The 16,702-nt window shown below is 55.1% G+C and carries 18 protein-coding genes; 3 read left to right on the forward strand and 15 right to left on the reverse strand.

Features of this window, described 5'->3' with window-relative positions; translation table 11 throughout:
• Position 1 precedes the first annotated feature (1 nt).
• Together EHV07_RS15890 and EHV07_RS15895 are read left to right on the forward strand one after the other, a co-directional pair.
• Positions 2-1,264, forward strand: a complete 1,263-nt coding sequence (locus tag EHV07_RS15890; protein WP_147198975.1) for an ABC transporter permease — start codon at positions 2-4, stop codon at positions 1,262-1,264.
• Between the two features lie 10 nt (positions 1,265-1,274).
• The gene (locus EHV07_RS15895) at positions 1,275-2,090 is read left to right on the forward strand and encodes an ABC transporter permease (protein ID WP_147200649.1); all 816 of its coding nucleotides are present in this window, start codon (positions 1,275-1,277) and stop codon (positions 2,088-2,090) included.
• A 139-nt stretch (positions 2,091-2,229) separates the two neighbouring features.
• Here the strand turns inward: EHV07_RS15895 and yfcD are convergent, their stop codons facing one another.
• The gene (gene yfcD / locus EHV07_RS15900; RefSeq protein WP_147198976.1) at positions 2,230-2,769 is read right to left on the reverse strand and encodes an NUDIX hydrolase YfcD; all 540 of its coding nucleotides are present in this window, start codon (positions 2,767-2,769) and stop codon (positions 2,230-2,232) included.
• A gap of 78 nt (positions 2,770-2,847) precedes the next feature.
• The gene (gene yfcF / locus EHV07_RS15905) at positions 2,848-3,510 is read right to left on the reverse strand and encodes a glutathione transferase (protein WP_147198977.1); all 663 of its coding nucleotides are present in this window, start codon (positions 3,508-3,510) and stop codon (positions 2,848-2,850) included.
• 221 nt (positions 3,511-3,731) lie between these two features.
• Here yfcF and EHV07_RS15910 point away from each other — a divergent pair, with 221 nt between their 5' ends.
• Positions 3,732-4,625 carry a TIGR01777 family oxidoreductase gene (locus EHV07_RS15910; RefSeq protein ID WP_147198978.1) on the forward strand — a complete coding sequence of 298 codons (894 nt, stop codon included), beginning with the start codon at positions 3,732-3,734 and terminating at the stop codon, positions 4,623-4,625.
• A gap of 110 nt (positions 4,626-4,735) precedes the next feature.
• On the opposite strand, the gene hisP is transcribed toward EHV07_RS15910, so the two are convergent.
• The 13 genes from hisP to EHV07_RS15975 form a co-directional block, all read right to left on the reverse strand.
• Positions 4,736-5,509 carry a histidine ABC transporter ATP-binding protein HisP gene (gene hisP, locus EHV07_RS15915; RefSeq protein ID WP_147198979.1) on the reverse strand — a complete coding sequence of 258 codons (774 nt, stop codon included), beginning with the start codon at positions 5,507-5,509 and terminating at the stop codon, positions 4,736-4,738.
• 8 nt (positions 5,510-5,517) lie between these two features.
• Positions 5,518-6,234 carry an ABC transporter permease gene (locus tag EHV07_RS15920; protein WP_147198980.1) on the reverse strand — a complete coding sequence of 239 codons (717 nt, stop codon included), beginning with the start codon at positions 6,232-6,234 and terminating at the stop codon, positions 5,518-5,520.
• Complete coding sequence (locus tag EHV07_RS15925; protein WP_147198981.1) at positions 6,231-6,917, reverse strand: histidine ABC transporter permease HisQ; 687 nt, start codon at positions 6,915-6,917, stop codon at positions 6,231-6,233. The genes EHV07_RS15920 and EHV07_RS15925 overlap by 4 nt, the downstream gene beginning before the upstream one ends.
• Positions 6,918-6,994: 77 nt before the next feature.
• Positions 6,995-7,777 (reverse strand): lysine/arginine/ornithine ABC transporter substrate-binding protein ArgT, encoded by a 783-nt coding sequence (gene argT / locus EHV07_RS15930; RefSeq protein WP_147198982.1) that lies wholly within the window; start codon positions 7,775-7,777, stop codon positions 6,995-6,997.
• A 260-nt stretch (positions 7,778-8,037) separates the two neighbouring features.
• Complete coding sequence (locus EHV07_RS15935; RefSeq protein WP_147198983.1) at positions 8,038-8,607, reverse strand: UbiX family flavin prenyltransferase; 570 nt, start codon at positions 8,605-8,607, stop codon at positions 8,038-8,040.
• Positions 8,608-8,685: 78 nt separating this feature from the next.
• A complete protein-coding gene (gene purF, locus EHV07_RS15940; protein ID WP_147198984.1) occupies positions 8,686-10,203 on the reverse strand; it encodes an amidophosphoribosyltransferase in 1,518 nt (505 codons plus the stop codon).
• Between the two features lie 36 nt (positions 10,204-10,239).
• Positions 10,240-10,725 carry a colicin V production protein gene (cvpA, locus tag EHV07_RS15945; RefSeq protein WP_147198985.1) on the reverse strand — a complete coding sequence of 162 codons (486 nt, stop codon included), beginning with the start codon at positions 10,723-10,725 and terminating at the stop codon, positions 10,240-10,242.
• A 340-nt stretch (positions 10,726-11,065) separates the two neighbouring features.
• On the reverse strand, positions 11,066-11,812 hold the full coding sequence (gene dedD / locus EHV07_RS15950; RefSeq protein WP_147198986.1) for a cell division protein DedD: 747 nt from the start codon (positions 11,810-11,812) through the stop codon (positions 11,066-11,068).
• Positions 11,802-13,064: a bifunctional tetrahydrofolate synthase/dihydrofolate synthase gene (gene folC, locus EHV07_RS15955; protein WP_147198987.1), complete on the reverse strand. Its 1,263-nt coding sequence runs from the start codon at positions 13,062-13,064 to the stop codon at positions 11,802-11,804. Before folC ends, dedD begins: the two co-directional genes overlap by 11 nt.
• 63 nt (positions 13,065-13,127) lie before the next feature.
• Complete coding sequence (gene accD / locus EHV07_RS15960) at positions 13,128-14,039, reverse strand: acetyl-CoA carboxylase, carboxyltransferase subunit beta (RefSeq protein WP_147198988.1); 912 nt, start codon at positions 14,037-14,039, stop codon at positions 13,128-13,130.
• Positions 14,040-14,183: 144 nt separating this feature from the next.
• Entirely contained in the window at positions 14,184-14,846 is a 663-nt protein-coding gene (locus tag EHV07_RS15965; protein WP_147198989.1) for a DedA family protein, read from the reverse strand.
• Between the two features lie 29 nt (positions 14,847-14,875).
• On the reverse strand, positions 14,876-15,691 hold the full coding sequence (gene truA / locus EHV07_RS15970; RefSeq protein WP_147198990.1) for a tRNA pseudouridine(38-40) synthase TruA: 816 nt from the start codon (positions 15,689-15,691) through the stop codon (positions 14,876-14,878).
• Positions 15,691-16,701, reverse strand: coding sequence for an aspartate-semialdehyde dehydrogenase (locus tag EHV07_RS15975; protein WP_147198991.1), 1,011 nt, complete (start codon positions 16,699-16,701; stop codon positions 15,691-15,693). The genes truA and EHV07_RS15975 overlap by 1 nt, the downstream gene beginning before the upstream one ends.
• Position 16,702: the final 1 nt, after the last annotated feature.

Genomic DNA, 16,702 nt, shown 5'->3' on the forward strand with positions numbered 1-16,702 from the left:
GATGAGTCAAAACCCGGTTTTAGAGTCCACTGTTGCCGCGAAGCCCCGCGAACTGACGCTCAGTCAACGTCTGCGCCAGGTGGATCGGGTCAAAACCCGCCGCTCGCTGCTGCTGATCGCGCCATTGCTGATTTTTGTCGTGGTCTGCTTCCTCTTCCCCATTTTTTCGATTCTTACTAAGAGCGTCGATAACCCGGAATTCAGCACGACGCTGCCGGAAACCACGACGGCTTTACAACACTGGTCAGGCAAAACGCTGCCAGATGAAGCGCTGTATGCAACCCTGGGCAAAGAGTTAATCAGCGCGCGCGATCGCGGACAGATTGCCCTTGTCGCTAAACGGATGAGTTATGAAGATGCCAGCTTTCGCCGCCTGATCACCGCCGCCCCTCGCATGGTCCCGGCTTCAGGTGAAAACGTTAAAGAAGCGATGATAGCCAAACAGCCGTTATGGGGCGAACTCAGCACCTGGCAAACGCTCCAGCGCGCGGCGAAACCGATGACCAGTTACTATCTGCTTTCGGTTTTTGATCGCAAGGTGGATGTCAAAACGGGCGAAATCAAGGCGCTGTCGTCCGATCAGGCGCTCTATGTCAACGTCCTGCTGCGCACGTTGTGGATGGCGCTGGTCGTCACCTTGCTGTGTGTTGGCATTGGTTATCCTCTGGCGTACTGGCTGGCGAAACAGCCTTCCAATCGCGCAAATCTGCTGATGATTTTGGTGCTGTTGCCGTTCTGGACGTCACTGATTGTCAGAACCGCCAGTTGGATTGTGCTGCTTCAGTCCGGTGGACTGATTAACCGCGCATTAATGGCGGTTGGTTTCATCGATCATCCGCTGACGCTGGTATTTAACCGTGTCGGGGTCTTTATTTCGATGACCCATATTTTGCTGCCTTTTATCGTGCTGCCGCTCTACGCGGTGATGAAAGGGATCTCGCCGAGCTATGTTCGGGCTGCGGTCTCGCTTGGTGCGCATCCGTTCCTCGCCTTCTGGCGGGTGTATGTCCCGCAGACTTATGCGGGCGTGGCGGCGGGCGCGCTGCTGGTGTTTATGATGGCCATTGGCTATTACGTTACGCCTGCCCTGCTGGGCGGACCGGACGATCAGATGGTCAGCTACTTTGTCGCCTTCTTTACCAACAGCACCATGAACTGGGGAATGGCCGCAGCGCTGGGCAGTCAGCTGCTGATTATCGTGCTGCTGCTGTATATCGTTTATGTTCGAGTAACCCGCACTTCTGCCGAAGCGGCAGCCCATTAAGGAGACGATGATGAGACAAAATGGCAGCCAGCTTCTTCGTTTATGGAACGCCTGTTTTAACGTTTACGGGGCGGCGGTTCTGCTGTTCTTAATCGTGCCGATTTTGGTGATCGTGCCGCTCTCGTTTAATTCCAGCTCGTTTCTGAGCTATCCGCTCAGCGGCTTCTCGCTGCGCTGGTATCAAACCTTTTTTCACTCGCAGGAGTGGCTGAACGCGCTGGGCAATAGCCTGACGATCGCGCCTCTGGCTACGCTGCTGGCGACGGTTCTGGGCGTGCTTGCCGCGATGGGGCTAACGCGTGGAGAATTTCGCGGCAAGGGCGTCGTGATGGCCATTCTGATCTCGCCAATGGTTGCGCCTGTCGTCATCATTGCGGTTGGGATGTTTTTCTTCTTCGCGAAACTGTCGCTGCTGAACAGCTATCTGGGATTGGTACTGGCACATGCGCTGCTCGGCGTGCCGTTCGTGGTGATTACCGTTATTGCAGTGCTGAAAAGCTACGACACCAACTTGTCACGCGCGGCGGCAAGCCTCGGTGCCTCCCCTTTTCTCACCTTCCGCAAAGTCACGCTGCCGCTGATTGCACCTGGTGTATTTTCCGGCGCGCTGTTTGCCTTTGCCGCCTCGTTTGACGAAGTGGTGGTCACGCTGTTTTTAGCCAGCCCCCGCCAGCGGACGTTGCCGATCCAGATGTTTGCCGGGATCAGAGAAAACCTCGATCCCACTATCGCGGCGGCGGCATCGCTAATGATCGGCGCATCGCTGATTCTGCTGATTGTGATGGAGCTGCTGCGACGCCGTGGAGAGAAGATGCGGGTGGCATAGCGTCACCCACCATGTTGAGTGATGATGAAAAACGTTGGCTTGCAAATGGCGCTATTGCCAGCGGAAGGCGATGTGCCTGATTTACTTAATGTAAATAACGTTAAAAGCGCCCGGTTTGGGCGCTTTTTTATTGATTCCGCTACGCCTGAGCGCCTGCTACCGCCCGGCCCTGCTCGTTGTTACGGCTCAGCCACAGCGAGAGCGCCTTCAGCGAATCGTCAGTGAACTCATCGCAACGCGCAGTGATCTCTTCCGGCGTCAGCCAGAAAATTTCATCCACTTCCTCTTCCTGCATGGCAAAAGGCCCGTGCGAAACGCAGCTGAACAGTCCACCCCAGACGCGGCAGTGTTGATCTTCATAATAGAACAGGCCATGTTCAGCAAAGGGGACAGCGGCAATACCCAGCTCTTCTTCAGCTTCACGACGCGCCGATTCCAGCATCTCTTCACCGCTTTGGACGACGCCGCCCGCCGTGGCATCCAGCATCCCCGGCATGAAGTCTTTCGTTTCAGTGCGACGCTGCACCAGGATTTTACCCATACCATCGTGTACCACGATATAGGTTGCGCGATGACGCAAACATTGTGCCCGCATTTGCGCACGGCTGGACTGCGCAATGACTTCGTTATCTTCACTAACGATATCGACCCATTCCGTGCCGCGATCTTGCTCCACCATCCCTAACCCTTATTTGTTTTTGCGCCGCAGCGCTGATTTGACCTGTGCCCGCACAGTGTGCCACGGGCTGCCAAAAAATTATAATCCCGCTGTGTCATTCACGGCGGATTTGGAAGATTCCGACAGCCACAGCTGCACCGAGGCACGCTGCCACTGGAAATGGGCGTAATCGGCGACCGCGTCAGGAACCGCATCACCATGCAAGACCAGTCGGTTAAGCATAACGGCCAAATCGGTATCCGCGATTGACCACTCGCCAAACAGGTTGTGCTGACCAGGCTTAAGCAGGCGTTCAACGGCTGAAATCAGCTTTTCCGCTGACTGCTGCGCGCTGATGCTGAGCGGCGCGAAGGTTTCGCCAGCAAACAACACTTCCGTCGGACGCTCCTGACGCAGCGGCACAAAATCGCTGCGCAGCCAGGCCTGAATTTCCCGCGCTTTTGCGCGCTTTTCACCGTCTCGTGGGTAAAGGCGCTCATATTCCGGCGCGGGAAAACGCTCATCGAGATATTCGGCAATCGCCGAGGATTCGCCCAGCCGAAAATCGCCGATTTGCAGCGTGGGCACACGTCGGGTCAGCGAAATTTGGCGATAGGGTTCAGCAAGCTGCTCATCACTGTCGAGATCGACACGCCGCAGCGAAAACGGCACGCCTTTTTCGCTCAGCGCCACAAAAACAGACATTGCGTAAGGACTGAAAAAGCAGGCATCGGACCACAGTGTAACAAGGGGATAATTCATCCTGATTTCCTCACAAGGTGGGGTCTGCAACCTGTTTACCCATTTTTTAACCAGAAGGCAATCACTCTGCATAGCCAAACGTATAATCCAGAATGATGCCGGGTTCAGGATGCCAACTGCGGCGTTTTTTGACTGAGACTTAGCGGACAAAGCTCACAACCCTTCCGCCAAACATCACCTAAGCTTGTGGCAAGCTTTTCACTTTTATGAGGGCAGACAGCATGCATATTTTACTTACAGGCGGCACTGGCCTGATTGGCAGCCATCTTATTCCTCGCCTCCTCGCGCGAGGCGATAGCATAAGCGTCGTCACGCGTGATGTGGTTAGCGCACGCAGGAAGCTGGGCGACCAGGTGAACCTGTGGTCCGGTCTGGAACAACAGCATGACCTGAATCAGGTAGATGCGGTTATTAACCTGGCAGGCGAGCCGATTGCCGATAAACGCTGGACCGATCATCAAAAGCAGCGGCTCTGTGAAAGCCGCTGGCTGATTACCGAACGGCTGGCCTCATTGATCAATGCCAGCAGCACCCCGCCCGCTGTGTTTATCTCAGGGTCGGCCACCGGCTATTACGGCGACACCGGCGAACTGGTGCTAAACGAAGACGATCCTGGCCATGATGAGTTTACCCACACGCTGTGCGCGCACTGGGAAGCACTGGCGCAAAGCGCCGACAGTGAAAAAACCCGTGTCTGTCTGCTACGTACCGGCGTGGTGCTGGCGAAGGAAGGCGGTGCGCTGAGCAAAATGAAGCTGCCCTTTAAGCTGGGCATTGGCGGCCCGATTGGAAGCGGGCGACAGTATATGCCGTGGATCCATCTTGACGACATGCTGAATGCCATTCTCTGGCTGCTGGATCATCAGGAGCTGCGCGGCCCTTTTAATATGGTGGCGCCTTATGCCGTACGAAATGAGCAGTTTGCGGCCACGCTGGGGCATGTGATGCATCGTCCGGCTTTTATGCGTACGCCGGCCAGCGCTATCAAGTTAATGATGGGCGAATCGTCAGTATTGATATTGGGTGGCCAACACGTGTTACCAAAGCGCCTGGAAGAGTCCGGCTTCGGCTTCCGCTGGTATCAGCTGGATGAAGCGCTGGCCGATGTAGTGTGAAATTACGGCGCGCATGACTCCCCGGCAGCTTATTCACCCAGCGGCCGGGGAGTCATGCATGCAGCCAACACCGCTTTACCAACAGGCGGCGACCACCGCCTGGACAAAGACTATTTTAACGCGCCAGACAGAAACTGCTGCAAGCGCGGACTTTTCGGCTGATTGAACAGCTCATGCGGCGGGCCTTCTTCCTCAATTTTGCCCTGATGCAGGAAAATCACATGGCTGGAGACATGGCGGGCAAACTCCATTTCATGCGTCACCACCACCATGGTTTTCCCCTCTTTTGCCAGCTTCTGCATGATCCTCAGTACTTCTCCAACCAGCTCTGGATCGAGCGCCGAAGTGGGCTCGTCAAACAGCAATACCTCCGGCTCCATTGCCAGCGCCCGGGCAATGGAAACACGCTGCTGCTGTCCACCAGAGAGATTTACCGGATATTTGGCGCGGGCGCGTTCATCGATACCGACCTTGTCCAGATAGCGAATAGCCCGCTCCCGCGCTTCCGCTTTGCTCAGTCCCAGCACCTGTATTGGCGCTTCCATCACGTTTTGCAGCACCGTCATGTGGCTCCACAAATTGAAGTGCTGAAACACCATCGTCAGGCTGGTACGCAGCGCACGCAGCTGTTCTTTATTAGCTACTTTTAGCTGGCCATCGGTATCGCGTACCAGCGTGATCAGCTGATTATTGACCGAGATCGATCCTTCACTGGGTTTTTCCAGAAAGTTGATGCAGCGTAAAAACGTACTTTTCCCGGAGCCGGAAGAGCCGATAATGCTGATCACATCTCCGGCTTTCGCCTGCAGCGATACGCCTTTCAGCACCTCGTGCTCGCCATAACGTTTATGCAGTTCGGTCACGTGTAATTTATTGTCGGCCATAGTTCTACTCAATGAGTCGATGAGGGTTTCACGTGCGCCAGCCAGCGTTTTTCCGCCTTGCGGAACAGACTAATCAACACATACGAGATAATCAGGTACAGCACGGCGGCAATGCCAAAAGCCACAAATGGCTGGTAGGTCGCTGCGTTAATATCGCGCGCCACCTTTAACAGATCGGGAACGGTTGCCGTAAATGCCAGCGCTGTCGAATGCAGCATCAGAATGACTTCGTTGCTGTAGGCCGGCAACGCCGTTCGCAGCGCCGACGGCAGAATAATGCAGCGGTAGAGCTTAAAAGTGGAAAATCCATAAGCCCTTGCCGCTTCGATTTCACCATGCGGCACGGCGCGAATGGCCCCGGCAAAAATTTCAGTGGTATAAGCGCAGGTGTTTAGCGTCAGTGCCAACAGCGTACAGTTCAGGCCGCTACGGAAGAAAGCGTTCAGCAGCTCGTTGCCTTTTACCACCTCCAACGTATACATGCCGGAATAAAAGACCAGCAGCTGCACATAGAGCGGCGTTCCGCGAAAAATATAGGTGAACAGCCAGACCGGGAAACGCACTGCCCTGACGGGTGAGACGCGGGCAATTGACAGCAATACCGCCATGCAGCCGCCCAGTACAACGGAGATAATCAGCAGCCAAAGCGTAATGGCCACGCCGGAAAAACGATATCCGTCCGTCCACAGCAGGGCTTTCCAGTATTCCTGCACGATATCGATCATAATTCAGCCCTTCTTACGCCCACCGAATAGCGACGCGTCAGCCACCACAGCACCCCATTGGAAAGCGTGGTAAAAATCAGGTAAATCACGCCAGCGACGATGGCGAAATAAAACGGCTGCCAGGTACTTTTCCCCGCCAGCTGGGTGGCCTTAACCACATCTTCCAGCCCCAGCAACGAGACCAGCGCGGTCGCTTTCAGGATCACCTGCCAGTTGTTACCGATGCCCGGCAACGCGTAGCGCATCATGCCGGGAAAGAGGATACGGCGGAACGTTTGAGAAGCGGTGAAACCAAAAGCCGTGGCGGCTTCAATCTGCCCTTTCGGCACCGCCATCCAGGCACCACGAAACGTTTCCGTGAAGTAAGCACCATAGATAAATCCCAGCGTAATGATCCCGGCAACCATCGGATCGATATCAAACTGTTCGAAACCGAGCAGATCTGTCACCTGATTCAGCGCAATTTGCAGCCCGTAAAAAATCAGCAGCATCAATACCAGATCGGGTACGCCGCGGATCAAAGTGGTGTAGCCTTCAAAAATCATCCGCAGCGGACGGTTGCTGGAAAGTTTGGCCCCGGCGCCAATTAAACCCAAAATGACGGAGAGCAACACGGAACTGAGCGCCAGCTCCAGCGTTACCATCGCGCCTTTAAAAATAACGTCAGAATAGCCATACAGCATCAGGAGTTCCTGTCTTTGGTTGAGCGAGACAAAATGGGGGCCAGCGCTTACCAGCTGGCCCCCATGACAGGTTTTTATTAACCGCCGTAGATATCAAAATCGAAATATTTTTTCGCCAGCTTGTCGTAAGTGCCGTCTTTGCGGATCTCATCGAAGGCTTTATCAATCGCCGCTTTCAGCCCGGCATCATCTTTACGCATGCCGATGCCCGTTCCCACGCCAAAGATTTTTTCATCTTTTACCGCCGGACCCGCAAAAGCATAGTCTTTACCCGCAGGCTGTTTGAGGAAACCTTCGCTGGCGGCGACTTCGTCCTGGAAAGCCGCATCGATACGGCCCGCGGTCAGATCCTGATAAACCAGGTCCTGATTAGCATAAGGCGTAATGGTAATGCCTTTTGGCCGCCAGTTTTGGTTGGCATAGATTTCCTGCGTCGTCCCTTGCAGCAAACCAATGTTTTTCCCTTTCAGCGATGCTTCGGTCGGCTGGAGCGGGGAGCCTTTCGGCGCAATCAGGCGGGCATTAGCCGCATACAGCTTTTCGGAGAAAGCAATTTCCTGCTGGCGTTTTTCAGTGATGGAAAGAGAAGAGATAATTGCATCGATTTTTTTCGCTTTCAGCGAAGGGATCAGTGCATCAAAGTCACTTTCAACATAGGTGCACTTCGTTTCCATACGCTTGCAAATTTCATTGGCCAGATCGATATCAAATCCAACCAGCTGTCCCTGCGCGTTTTTAGCTTCAAACGGCGCATAGGTAGGATCGGTGCCGATGCGCAGCGTTTTCGGTGCGGCAGCAAAAGCGCTCCCGGCCGAGGCGAGAGCCAGCAGCAAAGAAAGAGCCAGAACCTGCTTTTTCATAGATTACCCTCAATTTTCTTATATTAGTGGTGTGTCAGCGCAGAGCACGTGCAGGTTCCGTGCCAGTTTGACTGTCTGAGGCAGATCGCCGCCTGAAGAGGCCAGACTGAGGGGCAGACCCGTCTGTATGCCAGCTGACTAAATATCTATAGCAGGTCAGGAGAAAAGGAGAGGTAAAGATGATCTGTTTTGGTGCACTTGCTGCACGAAAAGCGATTCAGCAGCGGTAAATGCACCAAAAAAATGCGTCAAAAAAGGGGTTATGCACCTTGCCAGCGCGTAAACAGATCTTTATCGAGCGTAACGTCAAACTGATCGAGAACGCGATTAACCGTCTGGTCCACGATGTCCATCACCTTGTCCGGTCGGTGATAGAAAGCAGGAACCGGTGGCATGATAATCGCCCCCAATTCTGCCGCCGTCGTCATCATCCGCAAATGCCCCAGATGCAACGGCGTTTCGCGTACGCACAGCACCAGACGTCGCCGCTCTTTCAGCACCACGTCTGCGGCCCGGGTTAGCAAACCGTCGCTGTAACTATTCACAATGCCGGAAAGGGTTTTCATCGAACAGGGTAAAATCATCATGCCGTCGGTTTTAAACGATCCGGAGGAGATGCTGGCAGCAATATCACGCGCATCATGCACCACGTCCGCCAGCGCCTGCACATCACGCAGGGAGTAGTCGGTTTCCAGCGCCAGCGTCTGGCGTGCGGCCTGACTCATTACCAGGTGCGTTTCCACATCGCTGACCTGCTGTAAGATTTGTAGCGTGCGAACGCCATAAATCGCGCCGCTGGCGCCTGAGATACCGATAATGAGTCGTTTCATATTCGTCCTTACCTGAAAAATAAAAAATGGGCCGGAATCGCTTCCGGCCCATCATACCTGCTGACGCACGCAAGGGCATTAGCCTTCGTTGTGCATTTCCAGGTTTTCAACTTCGTTCTGGCGAGCCATCGCTTTCGCATCGTCGTTACGCAGCGACTGCAGATACTCCAGATACTGCTGATCGACATCTTTCGTCACGTAGATGCCGTTAAATACCGAGCACTCAAACTGCGCGATATCCGGGTTCTCTTCACGCACCGCTTCGATCAGGTCGTTGAGATCCTGGAAAATCAGCGCGTCAGCACCAATCAGCTGGCGAATCTCTTCCACTTCACGGCCATGGGCAATCAGCTCCGTCGCGCTTGGCATATCGATGCCGTAGACGTTCGGGAAGCGGATTTCCGGGGCGGCAGAAGCCAGATAGACTTTCTTCGCGCCAGCATCACGCGCCATCTCAATGATCTGTTCGGACGTGGTGCCACGCACGATAGAGTCATCCACCAGCAGCACGTTTTTACCCCGGAACTCAGCACGGTTAGCGTTCAGCTTACGGCGAACCGCGCTGCGGCGCAGGTGCTGGCCTGGCATAATAAAGGTGCGGCCAACGTAGCGATTCTTCACAAATCCCTGACGGTATGGCTTATCAAGGATGCGGGCCATTTCCAGCGCGATATCGCAGGAGGTTTCCGGAATTGGAATAACAACGTCAATGTCCAGATCTTCCCATTCGCGCGCGATTTTCTCGCCCAGCTTGGTGCCCATACGGACGCGTGCGCTGTAAACGGAGATTTTGTCCAGGAATGAATCCGGGCGGGCAAAGTAGACGTACTCAAACAGGCACGGATTGAATTTCGGGTTTTCCGCACACTGACGGGTAAAGAGCTGCCCTTTTTCGCTCACGAACACCGCTTCGCCCGGCGCCACATCGCGCAGGAACTCAAAGCCCAGCGTATCCAGCGCCACGCTTTCAGAAGCCACCATGTATTCCGTACGACCATCCGCCATCGCACGCTTGCCAATCACTAAAGGACGGATGCCGTTAGGATCGCGAAACGCCACCAGACCGTGTCCGATGATCATCGCCACGCAGGCATAAGCGCCGCGAACCTGCTGATGGACAGCGGCCACAGCGGCAAAAATGTTTTCAGCTTCCAGCGGATAATGCTGGAAACGATCCAGCTCAACCGCAAAAATATTGAGCAGAATTTCAGAATCTGATGTGGTGTTAATGTGACGACGACCGCTCTCAAACAGCTGTTTACGCAGTTCATGAGCGTTGGTCAGATTACCGTTGTGCGCAAGCGTAATGCCGTAAGGCGAGTTGACGTAGAAGGGCTGCGCTTCGGAAGCACTGGAGCTTCCCGCCGTCGGGTAGCGAACGTGGCCGATCCCCATATTGCCCTGCAAACGCTGCATATGGCGGGCTTCAAATACATCGCTCACCAGGCCGTTTGCTTTACGCAGGCGGAAGCAGTTTAATGCATCAATGGTGACGATGCCTGCGGCATCCTGCCCACGGTGCTGAAGCACCGTTAACGCGTCATAAATCGACTGGTTGACCGGCATGAAACCGGCGATCCCGACAATACCGCACATATGGTCATTTCCTCATAAGCCGCACCCCCGGTTTGATTACCGGGGTAAAAAACTCGACGTGCTTTTCAGGTAGTCAAAAAACCACCTGATAATGTAACTAAACTGGGGAACCAGCTGGGACTGTTGCCAGTCCGGGCTTTTGGCAAAGCCGGTGAAGGTATCGAGGAAAAACAGAATGGCCGACACAATCAGTACGCCACGTAATGCCCCGAAACAAACCCCAAGCACTCTGTCGGTACCCGACAGGCCGGTTTTATCAACCAGCGAACCAATCACGTAATTGACAATCGCCCCGACTAACAGCGTGGCGATGAACAACACCGCAATGGCTATGCCATTTCGAACCAGTTCGTCTTCAAATCCTGTAAACCAGACGGCAAGGAAGGAGTAGTAATGACTGGCGACAAAAAATGCGCAACCCCAGGTGACGAGTGATAATGCCTCCCGAACGAACCCGCGGATCAGGCTGACAAGAGCCGAAAAACCAATAACCGCAATAATGACGTAATCTATCCAGACCATGAACTCTTCCAGCGACTGTGCCCCTAAGGTCGCCTCCCGCTGTTGCACGTGGTGATACTGCAACAGCGGGAGGCGACCTGTAGTTCGGGGCGAATTCTAACAGAAAAAGAAAACGTTTGCGTAGGTTTTCCGTAACCTGCTTACGCAAAACGTTTTGCGCAAAAAAACAGCCGTCACCCCAGGGCTGGAACGGGAAAAACCCCATCCAATGCAACTGGTTTAATTAGCTGATAGTTATATAAAAAAAGGCCGCCCTGCGTTTTTATTTCGCAGCGGAGACCTTCACTAACACGGCTTGAAAGGCACAGGCTTTCGCAATAATAGCGAGAGCCTGACAGGGCTAGCGGGCGCTGTAAGGTTTTACTACCCCACCCAGCCCGGAGATGCCTTTCAGTTCACCGACCGCAGCCTGCATCTTCGCCTTCGACGCATCCGGGCCAACGTAAATCCGCGTGATCGCGCCCTGTACCGGCGTTGATGGCACGGTAAAGGCCCGATAACCCGACAGGCGTAGCTGTGCGACGATCTCGTTCACCTTAGCGGCATTCTTCAATGCCCCCAGCTGCACCACGTAAGCCTGCCCTGCTGGCGCACTTTCCTGCGTGGCAGGTGCCTGCTGCGGTTCAGGACGACTTTCCGGCTTTGTCTCAGGTTTTGGCTGCGGCTCCGGTTTTTCAACCGGCTTTGGCTGCGTTTTGGGTTTTTCTACCGGCTTCGGCGCTTCGGCCGGTTTCTGTTGCTCAACCGGTTTCTGCGGCTCGGTTTTCATCGGCGGCGGCGAAACAACAGTAGGCTGATTGGCCGACTGAGGTGCAGTAGAGCCACTTTCCGCCTGAGAGGTGTTTTCGCTGCTGTGGCCACCCAGCGCAGTGCCTGCGCCTTCCGGCGGCTGTGCCGGAAGAGACTGTGTCACCGGTGGCACACTGTCCGTTTCCTGCTGATCGCCTGGTTTGGGCACCAGCGGGATCGCGGCAAACTCTTCTTTGTAGTGCTTTTTCTTGCCGTCCAGCAGTCCCGGCAGAACAATTACGCCCAGGGCTACAATGATGACGGTGCCGACTAAACGGTTTTGAAACTTACTTGCCACTGCCGCTCTCCGTTTCCAGCATTTCCATTACCTGCGCCACAGTGTGAAACGAACCACACACCAGCACAATATCTTGTTCCTGAGCTTTTAAGCGCGCCTGCTGATACGCCTCTGCCACGCTGGTAAAAACCCCTGCGCCAGGCAGGTGAGCGCTAAGCTGCTCTGCCGTCGCCCCGCGTGGCCCTTCCAGCGGGGCGCAATACCAGGAATCCACCTGCGAGGTCAGACACGCCAACGTGCCGGCAATGTCTTTATCATGCAGCATACCGACCACCGCATGCACCTTGCCGGTTTTTGGCAGTTCGCTCAACCGACCCGCGAGATAGCCTGCCGCATGCGGATTATGCGCAACATCCAGAATCACGCGTGGCGCGTCGGCGACCGTCTGGAAACGGCCAGGCAAAATTGCCTTATCCAGCCAGCCGGTAACGATAGCGTCATCCACCTTCAGCTCAGACGCGCGCAGCGCAGCGATGGCCGTAGCCGCATTGGGTAAAGGAACCTGCGGTAAAGGCAATCCGCTGAGCGTGCCTTTTGCGTCGCTAAATGACCAGCTCCCCTCGCCCACGCTGAAAGTCCAGTCACGACCGCGTTTTGACAGGCGTGCACCGAGGCTGTCAGCCACCTCAGCAATAGTGTGGGGCATATCCGGTTCACCGACGACAGCGGGCTTACCGCTGCGGAATACCCCGGCTTTTTCACGTCCGATGCTTTCACGATCCGGCCCCAGCCAGTCGGTATGGTCGAGCGCAATGCTGGTGATGACAGCAACATCCGCATCAACAATATTGGTGGCATCAAGACGACCGCCCAGCCCGACTTCCAGAATCACCACATCAAGCGCAGCGCGTTTAAACAGCCAGAGCGCAGAAAGCGTGCCGTATTCAAAATAGGTCAGGGAGGTGTCGCCGCGCCCTTTTTCAATATCGGCAAACGAGGCGGTGTGATCGGATTCGGCCAGCTCTTCACCCTGAATACGCACGCGTTCGGTGTAACGCAGCAGATGCGGTGAGCTGTAGACGCCAACGCGATAACCTGCAGCCATCAGCAGCGTTTCCAGCGTACGGCAGGTAGTCCCTTTGCCATTCGTTCCGGCAACGGTGAAAACAACAGGCGCAGGCGTTAACAGGTCGAGCTGCTTTGCCACGCGTTGAACGCGCGTTAGCCCGAGTTCGATAGCTTGAGTATGAAGATTCTCAAGATAATGAAGCCACGTGACCAGAGGCGACGTGGCTTGAGGAAGATTATCCATGTGTCCCGTTCACAACGTTACGGTTCATTGGTGAAAGGGCATTTACGCCCTTTCGTAAATCAGTCAGGCTTCGTGGCTCTGCCCGGCCTCTTCAGCGGGTTCTTGCCGTTTTTCTTCCTGCGGCTCCGGCAGATTCATCATCTTCGCCAGAATGCTCGCCAGCTTGAAGCGCATCACCGGGCGACGCACGATCATATCGATGGCGCCCTTCTCGATCAGGAACTCACTACGCTGGAAGCCAGGTGGCAGCTTCTCGCGAACGGTCTGTTCGATAACGCGGGGACCTGCAAAGCCGATCAGCGCTTTCGGTTCCGCAATGTTCAGATCGCCTAACATCGCGAAGCTGGCGGAAACGCCGCCCATGGTCGGGTCGGTCAGCACGGAGATATAAGGCAGGCCGCGAGCCTGCATCTTCGCCAGCGCCGCGCTGGTTTTGGCCATCTGCATCAGCGACATCAGCGCTTCCTGCATGCGAGCACCACCGGATGCAGAGAAGCAGATCATTGGACAGTTATCTTCCAGCGCCTGTTCAACCGCACGCACGAAACGTGCACCAACGACCGAACCCATTGAGCCGCCCATAAAGGAGAACTCAAAGGCCGCAGCCACCACCGGCATGCCGTGCAGCGTGCCTTTCATTACGATCAGCGCGTCTTTCTCGTCGGTCTCTTTCTGAGCCGCAGCCAGACGATCTTTATATTTTTTTGAATCCCGGAACTTGAGCAGATCTTTCGGCTCCAGCTCGCTGCCCAGCTCAATCATTGAGCCTTCGTCCAGCACGCTGTGCAGACGTTCACGACCATGCATACGCATGTGATGATCGCATTTCGGGCAAACTTCCAGATTGCGCTCCAGCTCGGCGCGGTACAGAACCTGACCGCAGCTGTCACACTTGGTCCAGACCCCTTCAGGGATACTGGCTTTGCGCGAGGGGGTGATAGTGCTCTTATTGAGAATTCGTTCAATCCAGCTCATTGATGACCTTTCTGTTTGAACCTGGTGAAACCAGTTTTCTTTTTCCACGCCGCAACGGCGCAGACCATAATGTCGCTCATTAAACCATAACCGCCCGATGCTGTGGATAAAAATCTGGCCTTCGGGCGGCAGTTTGGCGATTTGTTACTGTGATTTCGTCTGGCGAGCCGTACGACGATGGCGCAAAATTTCTATCACGCCCGGCAGGACCGAAACCAGAATTATCGCAATAATCAGGTAGTGAATATTCTTCTGTACCGCTGGCAGGTTGCCAAAGAAAAATCCGGCATACGAGAACAGCAGCACCCAAAGCAGCCCCCCCGTCACGTTAAACAGCGCAAAATGGCGATAAGACATTTTACCCATGCCCGCGACAAAAGGTGCGAAGGTGCGAACGATCGGCACGAAGCGCGCCAGAATAATCGTTTTCCCACCGTGACGCTCGTAAAATTGATGCGTTTTATCAAGGTAGCTGCGACGGAATACCTTTGAGTTCGGATTGCTGAACAGTTTATCGCCAAACAACCGGCCAATAGTATAGTTCACCGCATCACCCGCAATCGCTGCCACGCACAGCAGCAACGCCATGACGTGGACATTTAACGCGCTGTCAGGAATTGCCGCCAGCGCGCCCGCCACGAACAGCAGCGAATCGCCAGGCAAAAACGGCGTCACAACCAGCCCCGTTTCGCAGAACAAGATAAGGAACAAAATGGCATAAATCCAGACGCCGTACTGCGCAACCATCGCTTGCAAATGGACATCAATGTGCAGAATAAAATCGATCACGGTGTGAATCATTTCCATAGATGTATCCTTAATACTCCAGGCCAGGGTTAATCCTCGAGGAACAGTGGTCCCATCGGTGGACGGGGTAAATCATATTTTTCCGGGTAATCGACCGCGACCAGATAGAGCCCTTCCGCTCTGGCGGTCGCCGCAGCCAGCGTGCGATCTTTCGCCGCCAGCAGCTCGGCCATCCAGCTTTCCTGCTGATTCCCACACCCTATTTCCATCAGGCTGCCTACTATGTTACGCACCATATGATGCACGAACGCGTTGGCTTTAATGTCCACTATCACGTAAGCGCCAAAACGGCTGACGTTCAGATGCATGACGTTACGCCAGGGCGTACGTGACTGACACTGCACCGCGCGAAACGAGGTAAAATCGTTCTCGCCGAGCAGAGCCTGGCCTGCACGCTGCATTTTTTCCGCATCCAGCGGATGGTAAAAATGCGTGACGCCGCCGTGTAAAATCGCTGGGCGTAACCGACGGTTATAAATCACATAGCGATAACGGCGCGCCGTGGCGCTGAAACGAGCGTGAAAATCGTCCGTGACCGGCTTGACCCAACGCACCGCAATATCGTCCGGCAAATTCGCGTTTACCCCCAGCGTCCAGGCAGCATCTTTACGCCGTGAGGTCGTTTCAAAATGCACAACCTGACCCGTTCCGTGAACGCCTGCGTCGGTACGCCCGGCACAGAACACCACGACCGGATGATCGGCGACTTTCGACAGCGCCTTCTCCAGCTTTTCCTGTACGCTTCGGACTTCCTGCTGGCGCTGCCAGCCGTAATAACGGCTGCCATCGTATTCAATGCCGAGCGCCAGTTTTACCGTTTGCTGCGGCAAATCTGCTGCTGACATCAGTAAAAATACTCCTGCACCAGCTTCTCAGCGGTTTTGACCGCCATCAACGCGCCGCCAAAGCGTACGTTGTCCGCCACTGACCAGAACTGCAGCATCTCCGGCACGCCGTAGTCGTTACGCACGCAGCCCAGGCTCAGCTGTACGTTGCCGGAAGCATCACCAACCTGAGTGGGATAATCGTCCTCATCAGACAGCGCAATATCTTCTGCCTGCAACAGCGCGTCACGAGCCTCTTCTGCCGACATTGGGCGCAGATTTTCGATATGCACAATCTGCGCGTTGCCGTAGAACACCGGCGCCTGTACGGTCGTGACGGTGATCGGCAAGCCTTCGTCCTGCATCACTTTACGTACCTGATCGATCAGGCGGCGCTCCTGCAATACGCTACCTTCCGCATCGGCCAGCAGCGGCAGCATGTTAAAGGCCAGCTGACGGCCGAAATAGGTCTCTTCAGCGGGCAGACCGTTCAACAGACGAGCGGCTTCACCCGCCAGCGAGTCCACGGCGGCTTTGCCGTGAGCAGAGGCGGCAATCAGGCTGGTCACCTGCAAACGACTCAGGCCAGCCTGATCCACCAGCGGCTTGATCGCACACAGCAGCTGGCTGGTTACGCTGTCCGCTACGCTAATAATATTGCGGTTGCGGTAGTCGGCCAGCACCTGAGGGTTCACATCCGGTACGACCAATGGCACGTCCGGTTCCAGCGCGAACAGATCGCTGGTATCAATGACCAGACAGCCCGCGCTTGCCGCTTCGTCTGCATAACGCGCTGAGGCTTCGCGACCGGCAGCGAAAAAGGCCAGCTGCACCTGTGACCAGTCGAAATTACTGGCATCGGTTACCAGCAGAGTTTTTCCTTCAAAACGCAGGTTTTCGCCCGCGCTGCGTTCGCTCGCCAGCAAATGCAGCTCACCAACCGGGAACTGGCGTTCAGCCAGTAATTCCAGTACAGCTCCCCCTACTGCGCCTGTCGCGCCAAGTAGCGCAATGTTCCAGCCGTCAGACATG

This window comes from Pantoea sp. CCBC3-3-1, assembly GCF_007981265.1.
GTDB lineage: Bacteria > Pseudomonadota > Gammaproteobacteria > Enterobacterales > Enterobacteriaceae > Erwinia.